Here is a 21,254-nt window from a genome sequence, read left to right on the forward strand (position 1 = left end):
TTTTTCCATTATATTCTATTATTTGTTAATCCTTGGGTCCAGCGCATCCCGTAGCCCATCCCCGATAAAATTAAAAGCAAAGATTGTAATGCTGATCGCCAAAGCCGGAAAAATCATCAGCCAGGGCTGCTGCGTCAGATACTGGATCGCATCGTTACACATCGTACCCCAACTTGCCTTTGGCACCTGAATACCGATTCTGAGGAAGCTTAAAAATGCTTCCTCAAAGATAGCGGACGGAATCAAAAACGTACCTGTCATCAGCGCTGCCACCATTGGTCCGACGTATGTGATTACAGGAAGAATAGAATTCTTCAGCGCATATTTTGTGATCACAGCAATTTCCAGAATTCCCTTGCTGCGTTCTGTCCGGATAAAATCCTGCCGCATCGTTTCCAGCATATTAGAACGCATCAAACGTGTAATGTACGCAACCTGCCCGAAGATCATACATCCCACTGGAAGAATATAACATGGCCAGCACACAGAGTACAAAACTGGGCACGGAAACATCTATTGTTGCGATCACCATCGAAATCCCATCCGCCAGATTATTCAGATAATTTCCATACTGCACAGGAAGCGGATCATTGAGCCCATACTGATCCTGGATATTTTCCAGCACTTCCGCTGGAACTTTGCGATACTGTTCCGGACTGAAAGGGCCTCCCGGAATCACATGCATCAGAAAAAATGTCAATGTAATCAGCATAAATAGAGAGAAGAACCCAGCAATGACACGCTTAAATATGTAACAAACCATATTCCCCACCTTTTCTACCACAGGTAATTGTGAAATAATTATGAAAAAAATCCCGCCGTCAGAACATTTCTATGATAAAACCTATATCCCAATCCTACCAAAAAGGGGCGCCGATATTCTGGCAGCCTTCGTCCGATTATATATATTTTAAAGGGTTCAGGAGCTGCCAATGTTTTTATTGTTATTTTGCCTGAAATGTTTTAAGATGATTACTGTTCACACAAACCTTTGTATTTCCTGTAAAGGCTGTTAGAAGACGATGGATGAAAAAGAGCCATTGTGCAGAGGCAATTTTTCTCATCTTGTTCCACCTGATGTCGCTTCTAATGAAGCACAACTTTGCCGCTTTACGAGTATACTGGAATACCTCGAAACATCCTATAAAAATTCCGGAGGTTTGCAAAATCATGGAACAAATCAGACAGGAAATTGAATCGCTTTTCCCCGAACTTCTTCAACTCCGCCATACCTTACATGAGCATCCTGAAAGAGGCACTCAGGAATTTATTACCGACAAAATCATTACCGACTGCCTCGAAAAATGGGGCATCCCATACCGTATGATTGCTGATACGGGTATCCTTGCCGAGTTAACCGGAAAATGCCCCGAAGCTCTTTCTTCTAGCTCTCACACATATGGCCGTGTGATTGGACTTCGGGCAGATATTGACGCACTGCCAATTCAAGAACCGCAAACGCATATTTGCCACTCAGCAAATCCCGGAATGATGCATGCCTGCGGTCATGATGCACATACCGCAATCTTGCTTGGAACGGCACGTCTGTTACAGCTTCATCAAGACGAATGGAACGGAACCGTAAAACTGTTCTTCCAGCCCGCAGAAGAAACCATTGGCGGCGCGCAGCGTATGATTCAGGCCGGTTGTATGGAACAGCCAACCGTTGACTATGTGGCGGGGCTTCACGTTATGCCGCAATATCATACCGGACAGATCGAAGTCAAATATGGTAAAATGAATGCCTCAAGCGATGAAGTACTCATTGATGTTTACGGAAGTGGAGCCCACGGCGCCTATCCGGATCAGGGAATCGATGCAGTCGTGATAGCATCGCATCTCGTTTTATCCCTACAGTCTCTCGTTAGCCGCAAGATATCTCCGCTAAACAGTGTGGTGTTGTCTTTCGGAAAAATCCTAGGTGGAACTGCCGGAAACATTATCTGTGATCACGTCGCGTTATACGGAACTCTGCGCACGCTCGATCCGCAAACACGCGAAGCTGCCAAACAGTATATCCGCACACAGGCTGTCGCAATCTCTGCTGCATACGGCGGCCGGGCAGAGGTCACCTTTCATTCCGGTTATGACGCATTAATCAACGACGATACACTGACTGCACTGGTAGAAGAAAATGCAGCCAGAATACTTGGCAAAGAAAATATTTTTTATAAAGAATACCCCAGTCTTGGCGTTGAAGACTTCTCCTTTTTTCAGGAAGCGGCAAAAGCCGGAGTTTTCTATCATCTCGGCTGTACCAAACCAGGACAAAGGGAAATCTACCCGCTTCACACAGCACAGTTTGAAGTGGATGATGACTGTCTGAAAGTAGGTGTACTGCTGCAATACACATTGACACGCCGCCTGCTTGAGTATACTCTGCCTGAGCCTGAAAATAACTTATCTTAAAGGTTCACAAAGATCATTAATTCAAAATAAAATAAAAGCCACAATATTTCGGCATAAAAAACGGTAACTCATTTGTGTAAACCATAAATAGGATTTCACAAATCCTGATAGAATCTCAAAAGAAAGGACATTGTACTATGAAAGTTTACATCAGCGTTGACCTGGAGGGACTTACCGGCTCGACCTCCTGGGAATCTACGAATCTCGGAGACCTGGAACACCGCGCCGTAGCAGAACAAATGAAACAGGAGGCTCTGGCCGCAGCCCTTGGCGCAGTCGATGCCGGAGCCAGTGAAGTTTATATCAAAGACGCCCATGACAGCGGTCGCAATATGGACATCACCGGTTTCCCTGCACAGTGCCGTTTTATCCGTGACTGGACGAACAGTCCGGAATCCATGATCGGAGGAATTGATTCCTCATTTGATGCCCTGCTTTTTGTTGGCTACCACAGCCCGGCAGGCATGGATGGCAATCCACTCAGCCATACCATGAATCGTGGCAACAACTACGTTAAATTTAATGGACAGCTTTGCAGTGAATTCCTCATGCATGCACTGTATGCCGCAGAACTCGGAATCCCGTCTGTATTCCTAAGTGGAGACGAAGCACTATGCGAACATGTACATACGTGGGATTCCTCCATCCGTACCGTCCCAGTCAAAAAAGGACTTGGTTACGCCACAATCAGCATCACCCCTGAGGAAGCCTGTCGGCAAATACGTAGTGCAGCCTGCGACGCCATCTTGCACAGAGACCAATGCCATCTGGAACTTCCTGAAACTCTGACCATGGAAATCTGTTATAAAGACCACGCCTGCGCCCGCCGCGCCAGCTTCTATCCTGGCGTAAAACAGACCGGTCCCTACACGGTAGAATTTACCGGAAACAGTGTCAAAGAAGTGGCTGCTGCGCGGATGTTTATCCTGTAAATTGCCCTATTCAGGTTGCTTCCATCCGTCTGTTGACGCTTGGTCCTACAAACAGCAACAAAAACAATCGTACATCACCGTGGTATGCAAAAGTCACGAAAAGACCTAGACTCAGCCTCTTTACAGGTGATGACTTCCACATTTGGAAGGAAAGATATCATATATAATTATGATCCGCGAAAACGCTTCATAACCTTATATGGTATCTTTTTTATGCAGCGATTGACTGTATATTTGAACATTTGTTGATTTTTACTCTTCCAGCAGTGTGTTGATCTTTCGGAAACTGCTCTTTCTCTGCTGTTCCATCCTGTCCCAGAGCTGTTCGGCAAGTTCTGCCAGCACATTCTCATCAAATTCGATACTGCCTTCATAGACAACCATCCCTTCCGCGATCGCCTGCTGCGCCTCCCGGTAATCCTCATAATGTTCATCCCCTTCATAAAAATCACCGCGTACGTCAATTCCGTACTGTTCACCAAAAAAAGCCGCCAGCTCTTCTTCCGTCTCCGCTGCCTTTTTTCCAAAAAAGACAGGGCCAAGCAACTCATACAAGATATCCTTTTGGCACTCTTCCAACTTCGCATCCCGTGCAAGTAAATAACTGCTGCCGTGTGTAGATGGTATCTCCTTTGTCAAGTCCAATTTTTTCCACTTCTTTTTATTTTGCATCTCCCTCATGTTCTCCTCATACATTTTATGATTATACTCATATATTATATATACTGTATCATATTGTTTGTAATTGGTCAATGTTTTTTTCTATTCACGAAATCACAATCGGTTAATCAGACCCTTTGCAGGCACTGATCAAATATTATCGCTATCTTCTCGGAACAGTCTCCTCCAAATCAAAAAAGATACCGTACTTCATCCCATCGGATGATAATACGGTATCTTTGTTTTAATCACTTATTATTATGAAATACTTTACACTGTAAATAACTGAATACTATTTACTCTTCGTTGTTTTTCCTTTGCGAAGCGCAGACTTAATCACCTTTCCCCAAATCTGGTATGCCTTTGTACTTGGATGAAGATCATCATCCGCATATAAACTAGGTCTCAGTCTATCTCCCTGCCAGTAATAAGATTCCAGGTCAATATAGTGCAGATTCTTCTTCCCAGCACAATACGCTTCCATTCTTCGGTTACAGCTTTCAATATCATCCCATGCATTGCAACGCCGCAGCGTCGGACAAATTGAAACATAATAAATCTGCGTATCTGGCAGCTTTTTCTGCAACTTTCGAATCAATTTCTGTGTCTGCTTTGCTGTCTGATATCCGCTCAGACCATCGCACCCGTTTCCGATATCGTTCGAACCGACATACAACACGATTGCTTTTGGGTTGTAGCGCACAATCAGACTTGAATAAAGCTTCTCCCAGTCAGAAACCGTCGTTCCAGCCACGCCCATATTCATGACCTCATATGGTGACAATGCAGAAGATGCACTCTTCCAAAATTCAATAGACGAACTTCCTGCAAGAATCACCTTATCCTGATTCTTAGAAACGGTAAACTGTTTCCTCAATTCTGACGGAAGATAACTTTTCGTCGCTTTATAAACCTTGACTGTACAACGATACGTTTTCCCTTTATATTTCGCTGAAATTTTACAAGTGCCTTTTGAAAGTGCCAGTACCTTTCCACTCTTGGAAACTGTGGCTACTGACCGATCTGAAGATTTCCATGTAACAGTTCCATTCGCATTCTTAAGACGAAGCTGCACGACTCGATCCACGGTTGTGGAAACCTTTGTTTTATTCAGCTGTATTTTCTTTGTGGCCGCCCCCGATGTAAAGGTAAAAATATTCATTGCACAAAACAGCATCAGCAGAAAAATTCCTGTCCTAAGCCTGCGTTTTGTCCTCTTTGTGTAATCCATCTCTCTTCCTTTGCTCCCCTTTGTTCCTCTTATTTAATACTGTACGTTCCGTGAATCACTCGTTCGGAAGCTTCCCAAAACGCACCTTGATATACGCTTCAATCGCCTCCATCGTCCCCTCAAAACCAAGCCGCTCACTGTTCAGGCATAAATCGTAATTTCTTGCGTCCGTCCACTCCTGTCCTGTATAATAGCGGTAAAAATCACTGCGGTATTTATCCGTTTTTTCTACGAACTTTTCCACGTCCCTTCCCGTGTAAGCCCGTCGTTCTACCGCCTGCTGTACACAATACTCCTTCGATGCGTGTACAAAAACGCTGACCACATTCGGATGATCCTTCAGCACAAAATCTGCGGCACGTCCAATAATCACACAGGACTCTCGCTCTGCCAGCTCCCGGATCACCTTTGCCTGGTAGTTAAAAAGATTGTGATCACTGACAAACTCATCACTGTCCGGAGCAATCAGCTTCCCTGTATACTCCGGCTGTTTGCTCTTTCCGAAGAAAAGCGGCGTCCGTTTCAGCTTCTCATCAGCCTGATTAAACAACGCCTCATTAATCCCACTTTCTTCTGACGCCATCTTGATAATCTGCTTCTCATAGCAGTTGATCCCGAGATCCTTCGCCAGCATCTCCCCAACTGTCTTACCACCGCTGCCGAAATGCCTCGCGATGGTCACAATGACATTCCCCATAAAACACTCCTCCCCTGATTATTTTTAATAAGCAATTCTTTCGAGACTACAAAGCACCGCCGCAGAGCTTCTGCGCGGTGCCCGCTTTTTTCCATTATATCACAACTACCTTTACCCGGCAAATACAAAATACATTTCTTTTCCGCAAAATAAATTAGTTTTTGCAGTAACTTTTTAGAAACTTTTTGACTACTCGCCGAGATACGCTTTCTTGATCGAATCATCATTCATCAATTCCTTCGCATCTCCCGTCATGACGATATTCCCAGTCTCCAGCACGTACGCGCGATCTGCAATCGAAAGCGCTTTCTTTGCATTCTGCTCTACAAGCAGAACCGTCGTGCCACTGGCACTTACACTCTGAATAATATCAAAGATCTCATTTACGAGAATCGGCGAAAGACCCATCGAAGGCTCATCCATCAGGATAATACGAGGATGCGACATCAGTGCACGCCCCATTGCCAGCATCTGCTGTTCACCTCCGGAAAGTGTCCCTGCAAGCTGATTTTTTCGCTCTTCCAAACGCGGAAAACGTTTGTACACTGTTTCCAGCGTTTTTTCCAGCTCATCCTTGTCTTTTCTTGTATATGCTCCCATTTTCAGGTTCTGATACACGGAAAGCTGTGCAAATACACGACGCCCCTCCGGCACATGAGCCATTCCAAGGCTTACGATTTTGTGCGCCGGAATCTTTGTGATCTCTTTCCCCTCAAACAGAACACTTCCTTTCTTCGGAGAAAGAAGACCCGTGATCGTATGCAGGATTGTTGTCTTCCCCGCGCCGTTGGCTCCGATCAGCGAAACAATTTCGCCCTCGTTTACCTCGAAGGAAATTCCCCTGATCGCCTGAATCATACCATAATAAACTTCCAGATCTTTTACTTCAAGCATTGCCATCGTTCTTTTCCTCCTATTCCCCAAGATATGCCGTAATAACCTGCGGATTTGAAAGAACGTCCGTCGTCTTTCCCTGACAGAGCACTTCACCGAAGTTCAGCACAGTCAGCTCTTCACAAATACCGGATACAAGCTTCATATCATGCTCAATCAACAAAATTGTCATGTCAAAATTATCGCGGACGAAATGGATCGTATTCATCAGCTCTTTCGTCTCATTCGGATTCATGCCGGCAGCCGGCTCGTCAAGCAGAAGGAGCTTCGGTTCTGTAGCCAGTGCCCGCGCGATCTCAAGCTTACGCTGTTTTCCATACGGAAGATTACACGCCAGATAGTCTGCGCTGCTATCCAGATCAAACACCTTCAAAAGCTCCATCGCCCTCTCGTTCATTTCCTTTTCTATCCTGCGATACGCCGGTGTCCGGAAAATGCCGGCAAAGGTCGAATATTTATGATGATTGTGCAATCCGGCCTTTACGTTATCCAGCACAGACATCCCTTTAAACAGACGGATATTCTGGAATGTTCTTGCAATCCCGGCTTTATTGATCTCTATGGTCGGCCGGCCTGTGATATCCTGTCCGTCCAAGGTAACGCTGCCCTCGCTTGGCTTATAAACGCCGGTCAGCAAATTGAATACCGTCGTCTTTCCGGCGCCGTTTGGTCCAATCAAACCGTAAAGCCTTCCTTTTTCAATCGTCAGATCAAACGCATTTACTGCACGAAGTCCACCGAAAGAGATTCCGAGATTTTTTACTTCCAACATTACTGCCATCTTACTCGCCCTCCTTCACAGACTTTTTGAAAAAACGACCCAGATAGCGTTCCCGCCATTCAAGCGCCTTCGGTGCCCAGTTAAAGAGCATCATAACAATAAGCACGATTGCATAAATCAGCATACGGTAATCTGCCAGTCCACGCAACATTTCCGGCAAAGCTGTCAGTACAACCGCAGCAATCACAGAACCTCTGATATTTCCGATACCGCCAAGCACAACAAATACAAGAGCCAGAATGGACGTATTGAAATTAAACTTGGATGCCTGCAGCGTTGCCAGATTATGGGAATACAAAGCGCCTGCCACACCGGCCAGAGCTGCGGAAACAGTAAACGCCATCAGCTTATACTTTGTAATATTAATACCAATTGATTCTGCGGCAATCCGGTTGTCACGGATAGACTTAATTGCACGACCATCCCTGGAATCAATCAGATTCAGCACAATAAACAAAGTCACTAAAATCAGAATAATACCGATCAGAAACGTCGAACTTTTGGTCACGCCCGTAATCCCCTGCGGACCGTTCAACAGTATCACACCGTCCACTTCCATTCCAAGTGAAAACTGATCTTTCATGGAAAAATGGAAGCCGTTACTGTCTTTTCCAATATAAAATACATTAATGACATTTTTAATAATCTCACCAAATGCCAGGGTGACAATCGCAAGATAGTCGCCGCGCAGACGAAGCACCGGAATTCCAATCAGGATACCAAATACGCCCGCCACTGCCGCACCGATCAAGATGGCTATAAAAAACCTTACCCCTGTATTTGCAATCACATCCGCCGTTGCCTTGGAAAAAAATGCGCTTGCAAACGCACCGACACACATAAATCCGGCATGCCCCAGACTCAGCTCGCCTGAAATACCAACCACCAGATTCAGAGAAACTGCCAGAATCACGTATACGCAGATCGGAACAAGCAGTCCCTTCATCAAACTGGAGAGGTTGCCTGTGTTCTGCAAAATCTGCACAAAAATATACGCCGCGATTACAATTCCGTATGTTATCAGATTACTTCTCAGATTTTTATTTTTTTTCATTATGTTCACCTACACTTTCTCCCGAATCTGTTTGCCAAGCAAGCCTGTAGGTTTCACAAGAAGCACAACAATCAAAACAGCAAACACGATCGCATCTGCGAGCTGTGAAGAAATATATGCCTTGCCGAGAATCTCGATAATGCCAAGCAGAATTCCGCCGATCATTGCCCCCGGAATCGAACCGATTCCGCCAAATACAGCAGCAACAAACGCTTTGATGCCAGGCATGGAACCTGTATACGGCGACAGGGAAGGATAGGAGGAACACAGCAGGACGCCTGCTACAGCAGCCAATCCAGAGCCAATCGCAAACGTCAGGGCAATTGTTCCATTTACATTAATCCCCATCAGCTGCGCTGCGCCTCTGTCCTCTGATACCGCCAACATAGCCTGGCCTGCCTTCGTCTTATTGATAAAGGTAGTCAGAGCTATCATGATTACGATACAGCTAATAATTGTAACAATCGTCTCTCCCGTAATCATCAGCGCTCCGTCCGCCAGCTTCAAATCCGGAAGCGGAACGACAGACTGAAAATTCTTCGGATTGGAACCAAAAATGAGAAGCACAATATTCTGCAGGAAATAGCTGACACCGATTGCTGTAATCAGAACTGCCAGCGGAGAAGCCGCTCCACGCAGAGGACGGTATGCGATTGCTTCAATCGTAATACCCAGCACTGTACATACCACAATCGCTACAAGAACCGCAACGAATGGATTCGCACTGTAACTTAACATCATGGTAAGAGCTGCATATCCTCCCACCATAATGACATCTCCGTGGGCGAAATTCAGCATCTTGGCGATACCGTAAACCATGGTATAACCCAATGCGATTATGGCATATACACTGCCGAGGCTGATGCCGTTAATCAAATACGATAAAAAACTCATAGGACACCTCAAATCTTGTCACACATTCTAAAACAGGGGGTTGCCTTTGCAACCCCCTGCCAGGTCAACTAATTAACAGGTCTGAAAACGCTGTATTACTCCATTCCTTTGTAAGCACCGTTTTCAATTACTACTGCCTTCGGAGCCTTTGTCGGTTCGCCGCTTGCATTCCAAGTCATGCCTGCGCCGGTAAGACCGTCAACGGTAATCTCTGTCATTGCAGTTTTCATAACGTCGCACAGATCGCTTGCTTCCATATCCGGAGTAGCGCCGGCTGCCTCAAGAGCTGCCTTCATGATGTAAACGCCATCGTATGCGTCTGCTGCGAACTGGTTCGGAACCTCTTTATACATTTCCTGATATTTTGTTACAAAGTTTACAGTCAGATCGTCCTGTGCATCTGCAGAGAACGGTGTCAGCAGCATAACGCCTTCTGCCAGAGAAGTATCAAATCCTTTTACAGAAAGGATACCGTCCATGCCGTCCACACCGAAGAAGATCGGAGCGAAATCCATGGATGCTGCCTGTGTCAGTACGAGGGAAGCCTCGTTGTAGTAGAACGGAAGGTATACAAGCTCAGCGCCTGCATCTTTTGCCTTCTGAAGCTGTACTGTAAAATCTGTCTTGCTGTCAGCTGTAAATGCTTCCTCAGCAACGATTTCGAACGGCTGATTTGCTGCCTCTGCCTTGAAGGTTGCATAGATACCGGAAGAATATACGTCTGAGCTGTCATAGATAGCTGCTACTTTGCTTGCAAGATTGTGCTCGCCGATGTATTTTGCAGATGCAGCACCCTGATCTGGATCAGAGAAACATACACGGAATTCATTATCGCCTGCTGTAATACAGTCAACTGCAGAACCTGACGGTGTAAGCAGGAACATATTGTCATTTACTGCCTCAGCTCCAACAGCAATACACGGTCCGGATGTAACGGTACCCAGCAGAAGCTGCATCCCCCAGTCTTTCAGTGTATTGTATGCATTTACAGATTTCTCCGGATCATGCTCGTCATCCTGCGGATTGAGCTCAAGCTGGTATCCGTTTACGCCGCCTGCTTCGTTAATCTCATCTACTGCGATCTGAGCTGCGTTCATTACGGCTGTACCGTAAGCTGCCGCTCCGCCGGTCATCGGTCCGATCGCACCGATCTTGAATGTGTCACCTTCTGCAAAAGCTGTTGTGGAAAGCAGCATCGCTGATGCAAGTGCAAGACTTGCCGCTTTAACAAATTTTTTCATAATACCTTACCTCCTGTTTTTTCTTGGTGCAGCTGTCAAATTCCTTTACCGTACATTGGCATTGCAACACTGTAATGGGTTAAACTGCGCCATACTGCAAATAATACTCACTTCGTCGACGTTTGTCAAGCTATTTTGCACATTTTTCAAATACATTTGTCCGTGTCGGGCGGATATCAATATGCTTTGCCCCAATATACGAGTTTTGACGCCGGTTTACCGCAAAATACACAAGTTTCAGCAATTTTTTCCTGCTCAAACGGCATACATCTTGAGGTCACTCCAATCTCTTCCTTGATCGCATCCTCACATTCCTGGCAGCCGCACCACATTGCCCTGATAAAGCCTGGCTTATGGTCTGCAATATCCTTAAATTCTTCCTTTGTTACCGCTGTATACGTATGCGCCTCACGATGCGCACGGGCACGCTCCAGCATATCCTTCTGCATCTGATCCAGAACCTCAGAAACCTTCTGTGCCAGCTCTGCAATCGGCGCTACCACTTTTTCACGTGTATCGCGGCGTACAATCACAGCCTGCCCCGCCTCGATATCCTTCGGTCCCAGCTCGATGCGAACCGGTATGCCGCGCATCTCCTGCTCAGAAAACTTCCATCCCGGACTCTTCTCTGAATCATCAAGCTTCGCACGAAGCCCAGATGCCAGAAGCGCCGCTTTTATCTCTGCTGCTTTATCCAGCACACCCTCCTGCTGCTGGCGGATTGGAATCACCATCACCTGTGTCGGAGCGATTCTCGGAGGAAGCACCAGTCCGCTGTTGTCACCGTGTACCATGATGATCGCACCGATCATGCGCGTCGTCATCCCCCAGGAAGTCTGATGCACGTGTTTTAACGTATTGTCTTTATCTGCAAACTGAATACCGAATGCCTTTGCAAAACCGTCTCCGAAATTGTGGCTCGTACCGGATTGCAGCGCTTTTCCGTCATGCATCAGAGATTCTATTGTATAAGTAGCTTCTGCCCCCGCAAATTTCTCTTTGTCTGTCTTGCGGCCTTTGATCACCGGAATCGCCAGCACTTCCTCACAGAAATTCGCATACACGTTCAGCATCTGAATCGTTCTTTCCTCTGCTTCCTCGGCGGTCGCGTGCGCCGTATGGCCCTCCTGCCACAAAAACTCTCTGGAACGCAGGAACGGTCTTGTCGTTTTTTCCCAGCGCACTACGGAGCACCACTGATTGTAAACCTTTGGCAGATCGCGATAAGACTGAATGTCATTTGCATAAAAATCACAGAACAGCGTCTCTGAAGTCGGTCTTACACAGAGCCGTTCCTGCAGCGGTTCCAGCCCGCCATGTGTGACCCAGGCTACCTCAGGTGCAAAGCCCTCCACATGATCCTTTTCCTTTTGCAGCAGACTCTCAGGAATAAACATCGGAAGATACACATTCTCCACGCCTGTTTCCTTAAACCTGCGGTCCAGCTCATGCTGAATATTTTCCCAGATTGCATACCCGGCCGGCTTGATCACCATACAGCCCTTTACGCTCGTGTAATCAATCAGCTCCGCCTTTTTTACAACATCCGTATACCACTGTGCAAAATCCTCTTCCATCGAGGTGATCGCTTCTACAAGTTTCTTTTCCTTTGCCATTGTTTTCCTCCTTAATTTTCCTGCCTTTGCTCTGCCGTGCGGCGAACGCAATTGCGCCTCGCTAGGCTTTTATCGTATGGGAGACGAAGTTTCCTAATACGATGAAAAAAACCGCTGATATTCCAATCCCTGCAAGGGACCGGAATACCGGCGGTACCACCCTTTTTAACAGCTTCGCTGTTCTCTTTCTTTTTCGTTAACGCCGAAATGCGCTGTGGTTTCCCACAGATGCTCCAAAGCCGGTTCATCCCCGCCGCCTGGAACCTCGCACCACCCGGTTCCTCTCTGAAAGGCACTCTGAGACTACTAATCTTCTTCCTTGCACAACTACTGTCGATTGTAAAAGAGGCGTAATCGTTTGTCAAGTGCTGATTTTACGCTTTTCCATCTGTCCAAGTACAATCTTCTCAGGCGTAATCGGAAGCTCCCTGAACCACACTCCACAGGCATTATGTATGGCAGCGGTCACTGCCGGAAGCGGTGTGTTAATCACAACCTCCCCGATTGACTTGGCTCCGAACGGTCCCAGCTTTTCATAGCTGCTCTCAAACTCCACCCGGATATGTCCGATATCCTGACGCGTTGGAATTTTATACTGCATCAGAGAATTTTCCAGTACCTTTCCGTCCTGATTGTACGTGATATTTTCCGTCAGAGTCATACCGATGCCCTGTAAAATACCGCCCTCCGCCTGCACGCGGGCCAGATTCGGATTAACCGGCGTTCCGCAGTCAACAGCTGCCACATACTGAATCACCTGCGTCTCACCCGTTTCCAGATCAACCTCCACCTCTGCGGCGCCAGCCATAAAAGGCGGCGGAGAAGTCGGGCACGAATGCGTATAACTGCTCTCCAGAGCAATCGTGTTGCCACACTGGGAAGCTGACGCAATCTCCGCACGGCTTACGCTTCGGCCATCCAACTCACATAAAACCCTTTCTCCGTCAAACGAAACTGCCTGTGCCTCACATCCGAGCATCCGTGCTCCAAGCGCGCAGATCTTTTCCCGCAGCTCTGTCGCCGCGTATTCCACGGCTTTCCCTGTCACAAACGTCGTACTGGAAGCATACGAACCGGAATCGTACGGTGAGGCGTCCGTATCTGCACCAAAAACAGTCACCTCATCCACACTGCATTCCAAGACTTCCGCCGCGATCTGCGCGAGAATCGTATCACATCCCGTTCCCATATCAGCCGCGCCAATCCGCAAAGTATAAAAGCCTTCATCATTGACTTTCAGTGCGGCTGAGCCGACATCCACGCCCGAAATACCGGAACCCTGCATTGCAAGCCCGATTCCGACTCCGCGCACCTTTCCGTTTCCCATGTCGCGGCACGGATATTTTTCATCCCATCCGATCATTTCTTTGACCCTTGCAATACAGCGGTCCAACGCACAGCTTGTATTTGGCTCTCCATAATATGCCATCATGGTATCCCCTTCCCGGACGATATTCTGCTCCCGCAGACGAATCGGGTCCATACCGAGCTGCTCTGCCAGCTCATTAACAGCTGTCTCTACTGCATAAATTCCCTGCGTCGCACCGTATCCCCGGTACGCCCCTGCCGACATCCGGTTTGTGTACACCACATCACTCTCAAATCGAAACGCATCCAATTTTCCATACAGGGAAATTGATTTGTGCGCGCTCAGTCCGACCGTTGTCGGCCCGTGCTCCCCATAAGCACCCGTATTGGAAAGCGTATATAAATCAATCGCCCGGATGTGCCCATTTTTCATTGCGCCAATCCGCACCTGCATTTCCATCTCATGACGCGGCGAGGAAGCAGTCATGCATTCCTTCCGGCTGAAAATCAGTTTGCTTGGTTTTTTTGTTTTCCACGTCACAAATGCGGGATAAATTTCCATCACAGCAGTCTGCTTTGCGCCAAAGCCGCCTCCAATTCTCGGTTTTTCCACACGGATCTTTGATTTCGGAATCCCGAGCGCCTTTGCCACAATACGCCTGCAATGAAAGACAATCTGCGTCGAGCTGACAATGTGCAGTCTGCCATACGTATCAATCGAACAGAACGCTCCGAAAGGCTCCATCATCGTCTGCTGGCACGCCTTTGTGTGATAGGCCCGCTCCAGGACTACGTCGCACGTGGCAAGCACTGCGTCCACGTCACCCTTCTGATCGGCATCCCGGGCGCAGAGATTCCTTTTATTGTCCGCTCCCACGTCGCACAAAGCCTCCCAGTTTTCTTCCGGATGAACAAGCACCGGATGATCCTTTGCTGTCCGAAAATCAAGAACCGCATCCAGCACCTCATATTTTACTTTAATCATGCGCAGCGCACGGTCCACACACCGCTCATTTCTGCCGGCCACAATCGCCACCGGATCTCCGACGAACCGCACATGCCGGTCAAGCAGCAGACGATCCTGCGGACTTGGCTCCGGCCACGTCTGCCCCGCCAGCGTAAAGCGCACGCCATCCTGCGGTACATCCTTCCATGTATAAACAGCCTCAATTCCTGCTGCCCTCTGTGCCGCCTCTGTATCAATTTCCGCGATAAGCGCATTCGGATGCGGACTGCGCAGCAGCTTCACTACAAGGCACTCCTCCGGCGCAAGGTCATTTACATAGACCGGCTGACCGCCAAGCAATTGCATGGCATCCTTTTTTTGAACCGGCTGATTCACTGTTTTCATGATGCACCTCCCCGCTTCTTCCATTCCAGAAAGTTTTTGATTCCACGAAGCTGTCCTTCATATCCGGAACAGCGGCAAAGATTCCCGGCCAGATATTCTTTTATCTCTGTCTCATCCGGATCAGAATTTTCCCGAAAAAGAGCCAGCGCGTTCATCACAAAGCCTGGGTTACAGAACCCGCACTGTTCTGCGCCCTGATCTGCAATAAAGGCTGTAAATTCCTTTGCCTCTTCTTGCAGTCCCTCCAGAGTCGTCACCGCATGGCCGTCTGCACGGGCAGCCAGAAAGGAGCACGACAGAATCGGTCGATCGTCCAGAAATACGGTACACAGCCCGCAGTTTGAGGTTTCGCAGCCGCGTTTTACACTCTTGCAGCCATGCGCACGCAGGAAATCAAGCAGAAGCGTATCAGGGGCAATTTCCTCGCAAATGGGGATGCCGTTTAAATGTAAAGTAAGTTGCATTGGTGTTCTCCTTATGTATTGAAATGGTTTAGAGGACGCCCCGCGGGGCTGAATTTTGAAAAAGGTTTCATATAATAAACATTTGCTATGAGTTTTATTTCCTGATTTAATTTCTGTCTGCTTCCAGGCAGGCGCGTTTTACGAGGACTTTGATAAGCTGTCGACGGTATGCGGCGCTGCCGCGCAGATTTGTTCCAACGGAAATATGTTCGGCGGCATATTCACTGAGGTATTTTGCAAATCTTTCCTCGGGCTTTATTGTTTCAGGATTCCTTTCGTGTAGCAGAGCTGGCTCTTTTACGGTAAGCAGCATTGCTCTGCCCGGTCGGGCGCCTACAGAAATATGCCAGGTATCGTTATAACAGGATACAGCGGCAGCCAGGGTTGGGAAATCGGTGCGGGTATTCCGTGCAGACTGGTATGCAAATGTTGCGGGTGTTTTTCGTATGATAACCCGGACCAGAACGTCGCGGTCCCGGCTACGGTTTACAAACTCATTCAGCGGAATGCATCCGCCTTTGTACAGCTCGACGTAACTGTCCATTGCAAGCAGCATTGTAAGAATATCTGAAAATCCAAATCTTCCAAATACGCTGCCGCCCACAGTGGCTCCATTTCGAAACTGTACACCTACTATATGACACACGCTTTCCCGGATCGCTCCGTTCGTATAGCGGTTCAGTCCCTCATGCTGTTCCAGCTGGCGCAGTGTTGTCATACAGCCAATTCGAAACTCCTGCTCGGTTTCTTCGATCTCATTCAGTCCAAGCCCGGATAAATCAATCACAGTCCGGACGTTTCGGTGTCCCATTTTTACCCAGAGCATTCCGCCGATCAGAAGGTTGCTCTTTTTCTGATTCAGCTGCCACGCCTCTTCCAGTGTTTCTACTTTCCGGTATTCTTTGCAGGTGAACATTTTTTCCTCCTGTATTCTCTACTTTTTAGCGTTCGGACGTGCCGGCCATACGGTATCATCCCCCTTCTCCGGCAGCCCTTTTCACTGTCTGAAATCAGTATAGCAAATCATTGCCTAAATTCCAATCATCTGATATAATATGCGTTGTATTTTTCAAACTATAACGCATGAGAAAATCAGAAAAAGGAGAACTGATATGCACATTTTTTCATCTAAACTACGGGCAGCTATGCTTGGTCTGTCTCTTTCGTTTTCCACACTGTTAAGCCCTGCTGCCTTCCCCGACATTCTAGTTGTATCGGCTCAGGAAACCGCCTGGCCGGTCACTGTTACGGATCAGCTTGGCCGTGAGGTAACTATCACAGAGGAACCTCAGACGCTTGTCAGCGGATATTATATTTCTACAAGTCTTCTGGTCACACTTGGTCTTACTGACAGACTCGTCGGAATCGAAGCAAAGGCGGATTCACGGCCGATCTATTCTCTCGCTGCCCCGAAGCTTCTGGAACTGCCATCGGTCGGTACAGCAAAAGAATTTGACTTGGAGGGCTGTGCAGCCCTGAATCCCGATCTCGTCGTTGTTCCGGCCAAACTCAAAGATCAGATTCCTGCCATGGAAGAGTTGGGGTTGACTGTCCTTGCTGTCCGGCCCGAAGATGAAGCAGCTCTGCTCGATGCAGTAAACCTGCTTGCTGACGCAACCGGTACGCAGGAAAAAGCAGAAGCTCTGAATACTTATTATACAGAACAGGTTGAAAGCCTTACGAAAACGCTTGCAGACTGTGACACACCTTCTGTTTATCTTGCAGGTGTCGGTTCTGTTCTCCGGGTTGCCGGAAGTGGTATGTATCAGAACACACTGATCGAGCGAAGTGGCGGTACGAACATTGCTGCTGAGCTCACTGATTCGTCCTGGGTTGATATTTCCTATGAACAGCTTCTTTCCTGGAATCCAGATGTAATTCTTCTTGCCGCAGAAGCAGAGTACACCGTAGAGGATGTTTTGAACGATGAAACACTCTCCTCCCTGACGGCTGTTGCTGACGGCGCCGTTTACCAGATTCCGTCTGCGTTCGAGGCATGGGATTCTCCTGTTCCCGGTTGTATTCTCGGTTCTTTATGGTCAGCTTCCATTCTGCACCCGGAGCTTTTTGCCCCGGAGACCTTCCAGGCTGAGGTCATTGATTTTTATGAAACCTTTTACGGATTCACTCCGGATTTGAACAGCCTGCCCTGATTTTATGCAAACAAAAATTCACGTACACAGAACCTTTTTTATTCTTATGACAGCCCTTGTTTTTACAGGGGCTGCCTTTTTCCTGTCACTTTGCACCGGGAAATACCCGCTTTCCCTTACAGTACTGTTTTCCGGTAATGAAGCGGCCCTCCGGGTTTTCCAGACGCTTCGCCTGCCGCGCACGGTCATGGCGCTCTGCGCCGGCTTCTGTCTTGGCTGCGCCGGAATGGTTTACCAGATCATTTTTCAAAATCCCCTGGCCTCCCCGGATATCATCGGTGTGTCCTCCGGAGCCAGCGTCGGGGCAGCGTCGGCCATTCTCTTTTTCCACGCTTCCCCGGCAGGTATTACTGGGTGGGCATTCGCAGGGGCACTCAGCGCGGTCTTTCTGGCATTCGCGCTCACCTCACTGACCGGACAGAAAAATCTCGCCACCATGGTGCTATCCGGCATTGCAGTAAACGCGTTGGCTCAGTCTGTACTTATGATGCTGAAATTCACAGCCGACCCGGAAAAAGAGCTGGCCTCCATCGAATACTGGATTATGGGAAGCCTCGGAAGTATCACGGCATCAAAAATTCCGGTTCCACTGATCGTCTCTGCAAGCGGAATTTTCCTGTTGTTTTTCTTCTGTCAAAAAATGCTGCTGCTCTCTTTATCTGATGACGAGGCTCGTACCCTTGGTGTCCCGGTCACGCTGCTACGCCTGTTCCTGCTTTCGCTTGCTACCCTCGTTGTCGCCGCAACGGTCAGTGTAACAGGACTGATCAGCTTTATCGGCTTGCTCGCGCCACATACTGCACGGCTTCTTCTGAAAACCAACGGTCGAGCCACCCTTTTCCTGTCCGGCCTGCTCGGAAGCGCCCTGCTCCTTACCGCTGATCTTATCGCACGCAGCACTGCCACAGAACTGCCGGTTAGTATTCTGACCTCTGTACTCGGCGCGCCATTTCTGCTTTGGATTCTTTTTCGGGAGGGGAGAACATGAAACTTGAAGTTACCGGATTTTCTGCCGGATATAAAAAACCGATTGTTTCCAACGTTTCATTTACGCTCAGATCAAAAACACTGACTGCACTTCTCGGTCCGAACGGATGTGGAAAAACAACCTTAATCAAAGGGCTCTGCCACCTGATTCCATCCTCCGGCTCCTGCATGTTGCTTCCTGATAACGGCCACGCCACGTATAATCTAATGCAGCTTAGCAGCCGGAAACTCGCACAGCACATCAGCTATATTCCGCAGAAAAGCAGTCTCTGTGCATCACTGCCGGTGTTGGACGCCGTCCTCATGGGTTTTCAGCCCTTCCTCCCCCTTCTCTCCCGAACCGGCAAATCTCACCGCGCAGCCGCTCTTTCGGCACTCGAAACAGTCGGTATGCAGGACTTTGCCACACATGATTTCTGTACTTTAAGCGAAGGTCAGAAACAGCTCTGTATATTGGCGCGAACGCTTGTCCAAAATACGAATATCCTGTTTCTTGACGAACCGGACAGCGCGCTCGATTACCCAAACCGCAACAAGATACTTAACATCCTCCAGAATATCGTGTATGATAACAACAAAGCCGGTCTTCTGATCCTGCACGACCCCTGCACAGCCCTCAACCACTGCAACCAGCTCCTTCTCATGAAAGAAGGCCGTCTCGTCAGCTCTGTGTACCCCGGTCGGGATTCTGAATCAGTTCTGTCGAAAGCACTCTCCCGACTCTACGGTCCAGTACAGGTATTCCGGCAGCACAACCAGTTTTTTCTATATCCCTTGCAACAATAAAGAATCTGTCATGTAATTAAGGAGATTTTTATGCAGCCCAAAATTCATTTGTTTCTCTGTGACGATACCGGCGAACGCTTCTTCGGCGAAGGTCCTTATCGGCTTTTGCTCCTGATTGAACAAACCGGTTCCCTGCGAAGCGCTGCCTGTGAAATGGGGATGGCTTACACAAAAGCATGTAAGATCATCCAGAGAGCGGAATCAAATCTCGGTTACTCGTTAATCGAACGAAAAACAGGTGGAAAAGGCGGCGGCGGAAGCTGCCTCACCGATCAGGCAAAGGAGCTGATGCACCAATATGAACTCTACAAAACCAGATGCCATGAGGCTAACCTCCAAATTTTCTCAGAATGTTTTCCCGGACAGTGACAGCTGTACTGCCCCAGTCGGTATTGTGGTCATGGCCTCCGGCAAAGGCCGGCGCTTTGGTACAGACGGCAAGCTCTTCGCCGATTTTCATGGCCGGCCGCTCGCTGAGCCTGTCTTGAACGCTGCACTTGCCGCCCCGGCTGTGCGCAGAATTGCTGTTACGAGATCACCGGATTTCTCGCAGCTCTGCCAAAAGCTTGCCTTTCCCTGCCTCCTGCACAATCTTCCTGGCTTAAATGATACCATAAGGTTGGGACTGTCTGCGCTTATGAATTACGCGCCTTTTCCGCGTGTTTCTTCCATGCAGCTTGACGGATGCTTATTTTTGCAGAGTGATCAGCCGTTTTTAACGGCCAGCAGTATCAAAAAAATAATTATCGCCTTTTCCCGCGAACCACGCTTTATTTACCGGCTCGCCTGCGGTTCCGACGTCGGCAGCCCCGTATTGTTTCCCTCAAAGTTTTTTCCCGATCTGCTGTCGCTTCCAGATAACTGCGGCGGTAGCTTTATCATCCGAAAGCATACAACTCTTGTCCGAACTGTGCAGGCGGCAACCCCTTACGAACTGCTCGATGCAGACACGCAAGAGGAACTCGACGCGCTCAAAACCCTCCCATGGCAATAACTTTGTTGTCATCCACAACACTGCTTTTTGCTCATAAAAACTAATCATCACAATAAGGAGTAATCATGAAAATTCTCGGCCTTCAAAAGCTTACCCTTCTGGATTTTCCGGATCATATGGCTGCCATCGTATTTCTCGGCGGCTGCAATTTTCGCTGTCCCTTCTGTCAGAACAGTTCTCTGGTTCTTACGCCAAATACGCTTTCTGCCATCAGCCAGGAAGAATTTTTTGCCTTTTTACAAAAGCGTTCCGGTATTCTGGAAGGTATCTGCGTAACTGGCGGTGAACCGACGCTTTACCCAAATCTTCCGGATTTTCTGGCTTCCATAAAATCAGCGGGATACCTGGTCAAACTGGATACAAATGGCTCGAACCCGAAAATGCTGGAAGAACTACTGCGAAAAAAACTTGTCGACTATGTAGCCATGGACATTAAGGCCGGACGCACAAACTATGCCAGGGTCTGCGGACTTACCGACAGCGCCCGAGCCTCCTGCCTCCTTGAAAAAGTTTCCCTTTCCGTGGAACTTTTAAAAAGCGTTGCCACTGACTACGAGTTCCGCACCACCGCAGTCAAAGGACTGCATACCAGGGCAGACTTTGAAGACATCGGCGTCTGGCTTTCCGGCTGTAAAAAGTATTATCTGCAATCCTTCCGGGACTGTCCGGAGATTCTGTTGCAGAACCATTCCTTTGCTGCCTTTTCCCAGCCCGAACTTCTGGAATTTTTGAGCTGTCTGCAAAAAGAAATCCCCCAGGCCTGCCTGCGGGATCCCCAACCGGATAACATTTAACTTCAAAC

The 21,254-nt window shown here is 48.1% G+C and carries 22 protein-coding genes and 1 other annotated feature; of the genes, 8 read left to right on the forward strand and 14 right to left on the reverse strand.

Annotated features, from left to right (window positions below; translation table 11 throughout):
- Nucleotides 1-18: 18 nt before the first annotated feature.
- Nucleotides 19-450 (reverse strand): ABC transporter permease, encoded by a 432-nt coding sequence (locus AC6I2O_RS07935; RefSeq protein ID WP_497742334.1) that lies wholly within the window; start codon nucleotides 448-450, stop codon nucleotides 19-21.
- On the reverse strand, nucleotides 404-763 hold the full coding sequence (locus tag AC6I2O_RS07940) for a hypothetical protein (protein ID WP_497742336.1): 360 nt from the start codon (nucleotides 761-763) through the stop codon (nucleotides 404-406). Before AC6I2O_RS07940 ends, AC6I2O_RS07935 begins: the two co-directional genes overlap by 47 nt.
- 263 nt (nucleotides 764-1,026) lie before the next feature.
- Between AC6I2O_RS07940 and AC6I2O_RS07945 the strand changes: the two genes are divergently transcribed.
- Together AC6I2O_RS07945 and AC6I2O_RS07950 are read left to right on the forward strand one after the other, a co-directional pair.
- Nucleotides 1,027-2,409: a M20 metallopeptidase family protein gene (locus AC6I2O_RS07945; RefSeq protein WP_497742338.1), complete on the forward strand. Its 1,383-nt coding sequence runs from the start codon at nucleotides 1,027-1,029 to the stop codon at nucleotides 2,407-2,409.
- 137 nt (nucleotides 2,410-2,546) lie between these two features.
- A complete protein-coding gene (locus tag AC6I2O_RS07950; protein ID WP_497742339.1) occupies nucleotides 2,547-3,341 on the forward strand; it encodes a M55 family metallopeptidase in 795 nt (264 codons plus the stop codon).
- Between the two features lie 252 nt (nucleotides 3,342-3,593).
- Here AC6I2O_RS07950 and AC6I2O_RS07955 read toward each other — a convergent pair whose 3' ends face one another.
- The 12 genes from AC6I2O_RS07955 to AC6I2O_RS08010 form a co-directional block, all read right to left on the reverse strand.
- Entirely contained in the window at nucleotides 3,594-4,022 is a 429-nt protein-coding gene (locus AC6I2O_RS07955) for a hypothetical protein (protein ID WP_497742340.1), read from the reverse strand.
- Nucleotides 4,023-4,293: 271 nt separating this feature from the next.
- Complete coding sequence (locus AC6I2O_RS07960) at nucleotides 4,294-5,232, reverse strand: GDSL-type esterase/lipase family protein (protein ID WP_120391285.1); 939 nt, start codon at nucleotides 5,230-5,232, stop codon at nucleotides 4,294-4,296.
- Nucleotides 5,233-5,287: 55 nt separating this feature from the next.
- A complete protein-coding gene (locus AC6I2O_RS07965) occupies nucleotides 5,288-5,929 on the reverse strand; it encodes a cytidylate kinase-like family protein (protein ID WP_120391286.1) in 642 nt (213 codons plus the stop codon).
- Between the two features lie 189 nt (nucleotides 5,930-6,118).
- Nucleotides 6,119-6,829 carry an ABC transporter ATP-binding protein gene (locus AC6I2O_RS07970; protein WP_120391287.1) on the reverse strand — a complete coding sequence of 237 codons (711 nt, stop codon included), beginning with the start codon at nucleotides 6,827-6,829 and terminating at the stop codon, nucleotides 6,119-6,121.
- A 13-nt stretch (nucleotides 6,830-6,842) separates the two neighbouring features.
- Nucleotides 6,843-7,604 carry an ABC transporter ATP-binding protein gene (locus AC6I2O_RS07975; RefSeq protein WP_497742341.1) on the reverse strand — a complete coding sequence of 254 codons (762 nt, stop codon included), beginning with the start codon at nucleotides 7,602-7,604 and terminating at the stop codon, nucleotides 6,843-6,845.
- A gap of 1 nt (nucleotide 7,605) precedes the next feature.
- On the reverse strand, nucleotides 7,606-8,658 hold the full coding sequence (locus tag AC6I2O_RS07980) for a branched-chain amino acid ABC transporter permease (protein WP_497742342.1): 1,053 nt from the start codon (nucleotides 8,656-8,658) through the stop codon (nucleotides 7,606-7,608).
- 9 nt (nucleotides 8,659-8,667) lie between these two features.
- Nucleotides 8,668-9,552: a branched-chain amino acid ABC transporter permease gene (locus AC6I2O_RS07985; RefSeq protein ID WP_497742343.1), complete on the reverse strand. Its 885-nt coding sequence runs from the start codon at nucleotides 9,550-9,552 to the stop codon at nucleotides 8,668-8,670.
- Between the two features lie 95 nt (nucleotides 9,553-9,647).
- Nucleotides 9,648-10,793, reverse strand: coding sequence for an ABC transporter substrate-binding protein (locus AC6I2O_RS07990; RefSeq protein ID WP_120391290.1), 1,146 nt, complete (start codon nucleotides 10,791-10,793; stop codon nucleotides 9,648-9,650).
- 176 nt (nucleotides 10,794-10,969) lie between these two features.
- Complete coding sequence (proS, locus tag AC6I2O_RS07995) at nucleotides 10,970-12,409, reverse strand: proline--tRNA ligase (protein ID WP_120391291.1); 1,440 nt, start codon at nucleotides 12,407-12,409, stop codon at nucleotides 10,970-10,972.
- A 131-nt stretch (nucleotides 12,410-12,540) separates the two neighbouring features.
- Nucleotides 12,541-12,738: a binding site (T-box leader), on the reverse strand.
- 32 nt (nucleotides 12,739-12,770) lie between these two features.
- Nucleotides 12,771-15,068 (reverse strand): xanthine dehydrogenase family protein molybdopterin-binding subunit, encoded by a 2,298-nt coding sequence (locus AC6I2O_RS08000; protein ID WP_497742344.1) that lies wholly within the window; start codon nucleotides 15,066-15,068, stop codon nucleotides 12,771-12,773.
- The gene (locus AC6I2O_RS08005) at nucleotides 15,065-15,532 is read right to left on the reverse strand and encodes a (2Fe-2S)-binding protein (protein WP_497742345.1); all 468 of its coding nucleotides are present in this window, start codon (nucleotides 15,530-15,532) and stop codon (nucleotides 15,065-15,067) included. Before AC6I2O_RS08005 ends, AC6I2O_RS08000 begins: the two co-directional genes overlap by 4 nt.
- A gap of 106 nt (nucleotides 15,533-15,638) precedes the next feature.
- Nucleotides 15,639-16,448, reverse strand: coding sequence for an FAD binding domain-containing protein (locus AC6I2O_RS08010; protein WP_497742346.1), 810 nt, complete (start codon nucleotides 16,446-16,448; stop codon nucleotides 15,639-15,641).
- Nucleotides 16,449-16,644: 196 nt separating this feature from the next.
- Between AC6I2O_RS08010 and AC6I2O_RS08015 the strand changes: the two genes are divergently transcribed.
- From AC6I2O_RS08015 to AC6I2O_RS08040, 6 genes are all read left to right on the forward strand, one after another.
- A complete protein-coding gene (locus AC6I2O_RS08015; RefSeq protein WP_497742347.1) occupies nucleotides 16,645-17,685 on the forward strand; it encodes an ABC transporter substrate-binding protein in 1,041 nt (346 codons plus the stop codon).
- A 46-nt stretch (nucleotides 17,686-17,731) separates the two neighbouring features.
- Entirely contained in the window at nucleotides 17,732-18,673 is a 942-nt protein-coding gene (locus AC6I2O_RS08020; RefSeq protein WP_497742501.1) for a FecCD family ABC transporter permease, read from the forward strand.
- Entirely contained in the window at nucleotides 18,670-19,458 is a 789-nt protein-coding gene (locus AC6I2O_RS08025; RefSeq protein WP_497742348.1) for an ABC transporter ATP-binding protein, read from the forward strand. Before AC6I2O_RS08020 ends, AC6I2O_RS08025 begins: the two co-directional genes overlap by 4 nt.
- A gap of 30 nt (nucleotides 19,459-19,488) precedes the next feature.
- Nucleotides 19,489-19,827 (forward strand): winged helix-turn-helix domain-containing protein, encoded by a 339-nt coding sequence (locus tag AC6I2O_RS08030; RefSeq protein ID WP_497742349.1) that lies wholly within the window; start codon nucleotides 19,489-19,491, stop codon nucleotides 19,825-19,827.
- A complete protein-coding gene (locus tag AC6I2O_RS08035; RefSeq protein ID WP_497742350.1) occupies nucleotides 19,757-20,452 on the forward strand; it encodes a nucleotidyltransferase family protein in 696 nt (231 codons plus the stop codon). The genes AC6I2O_RS08030 and AC6I2O_RS08035 overlap by 71 nt, the downstream gene beginning before the upstream one ends.
- Before the next feature lie 65 nt (nucleotides 20,453-20,517).
- Entirely contained in the window at nucleotides 20,518-21,246 is a 729-nt protein-coding gene (locus AC6I2O_RS08040) for an anaerobic ribonucleoside-triphosphate reductase activating protein (RefSeq protein WP_497742351.1), read from the forward strand.
- Nucleotides 21,247-21,254: the final 8 nt, after the last annotated feature.

It is taken from the genome of Blautia sp. St.27G3, assembly GCF_059728505.1.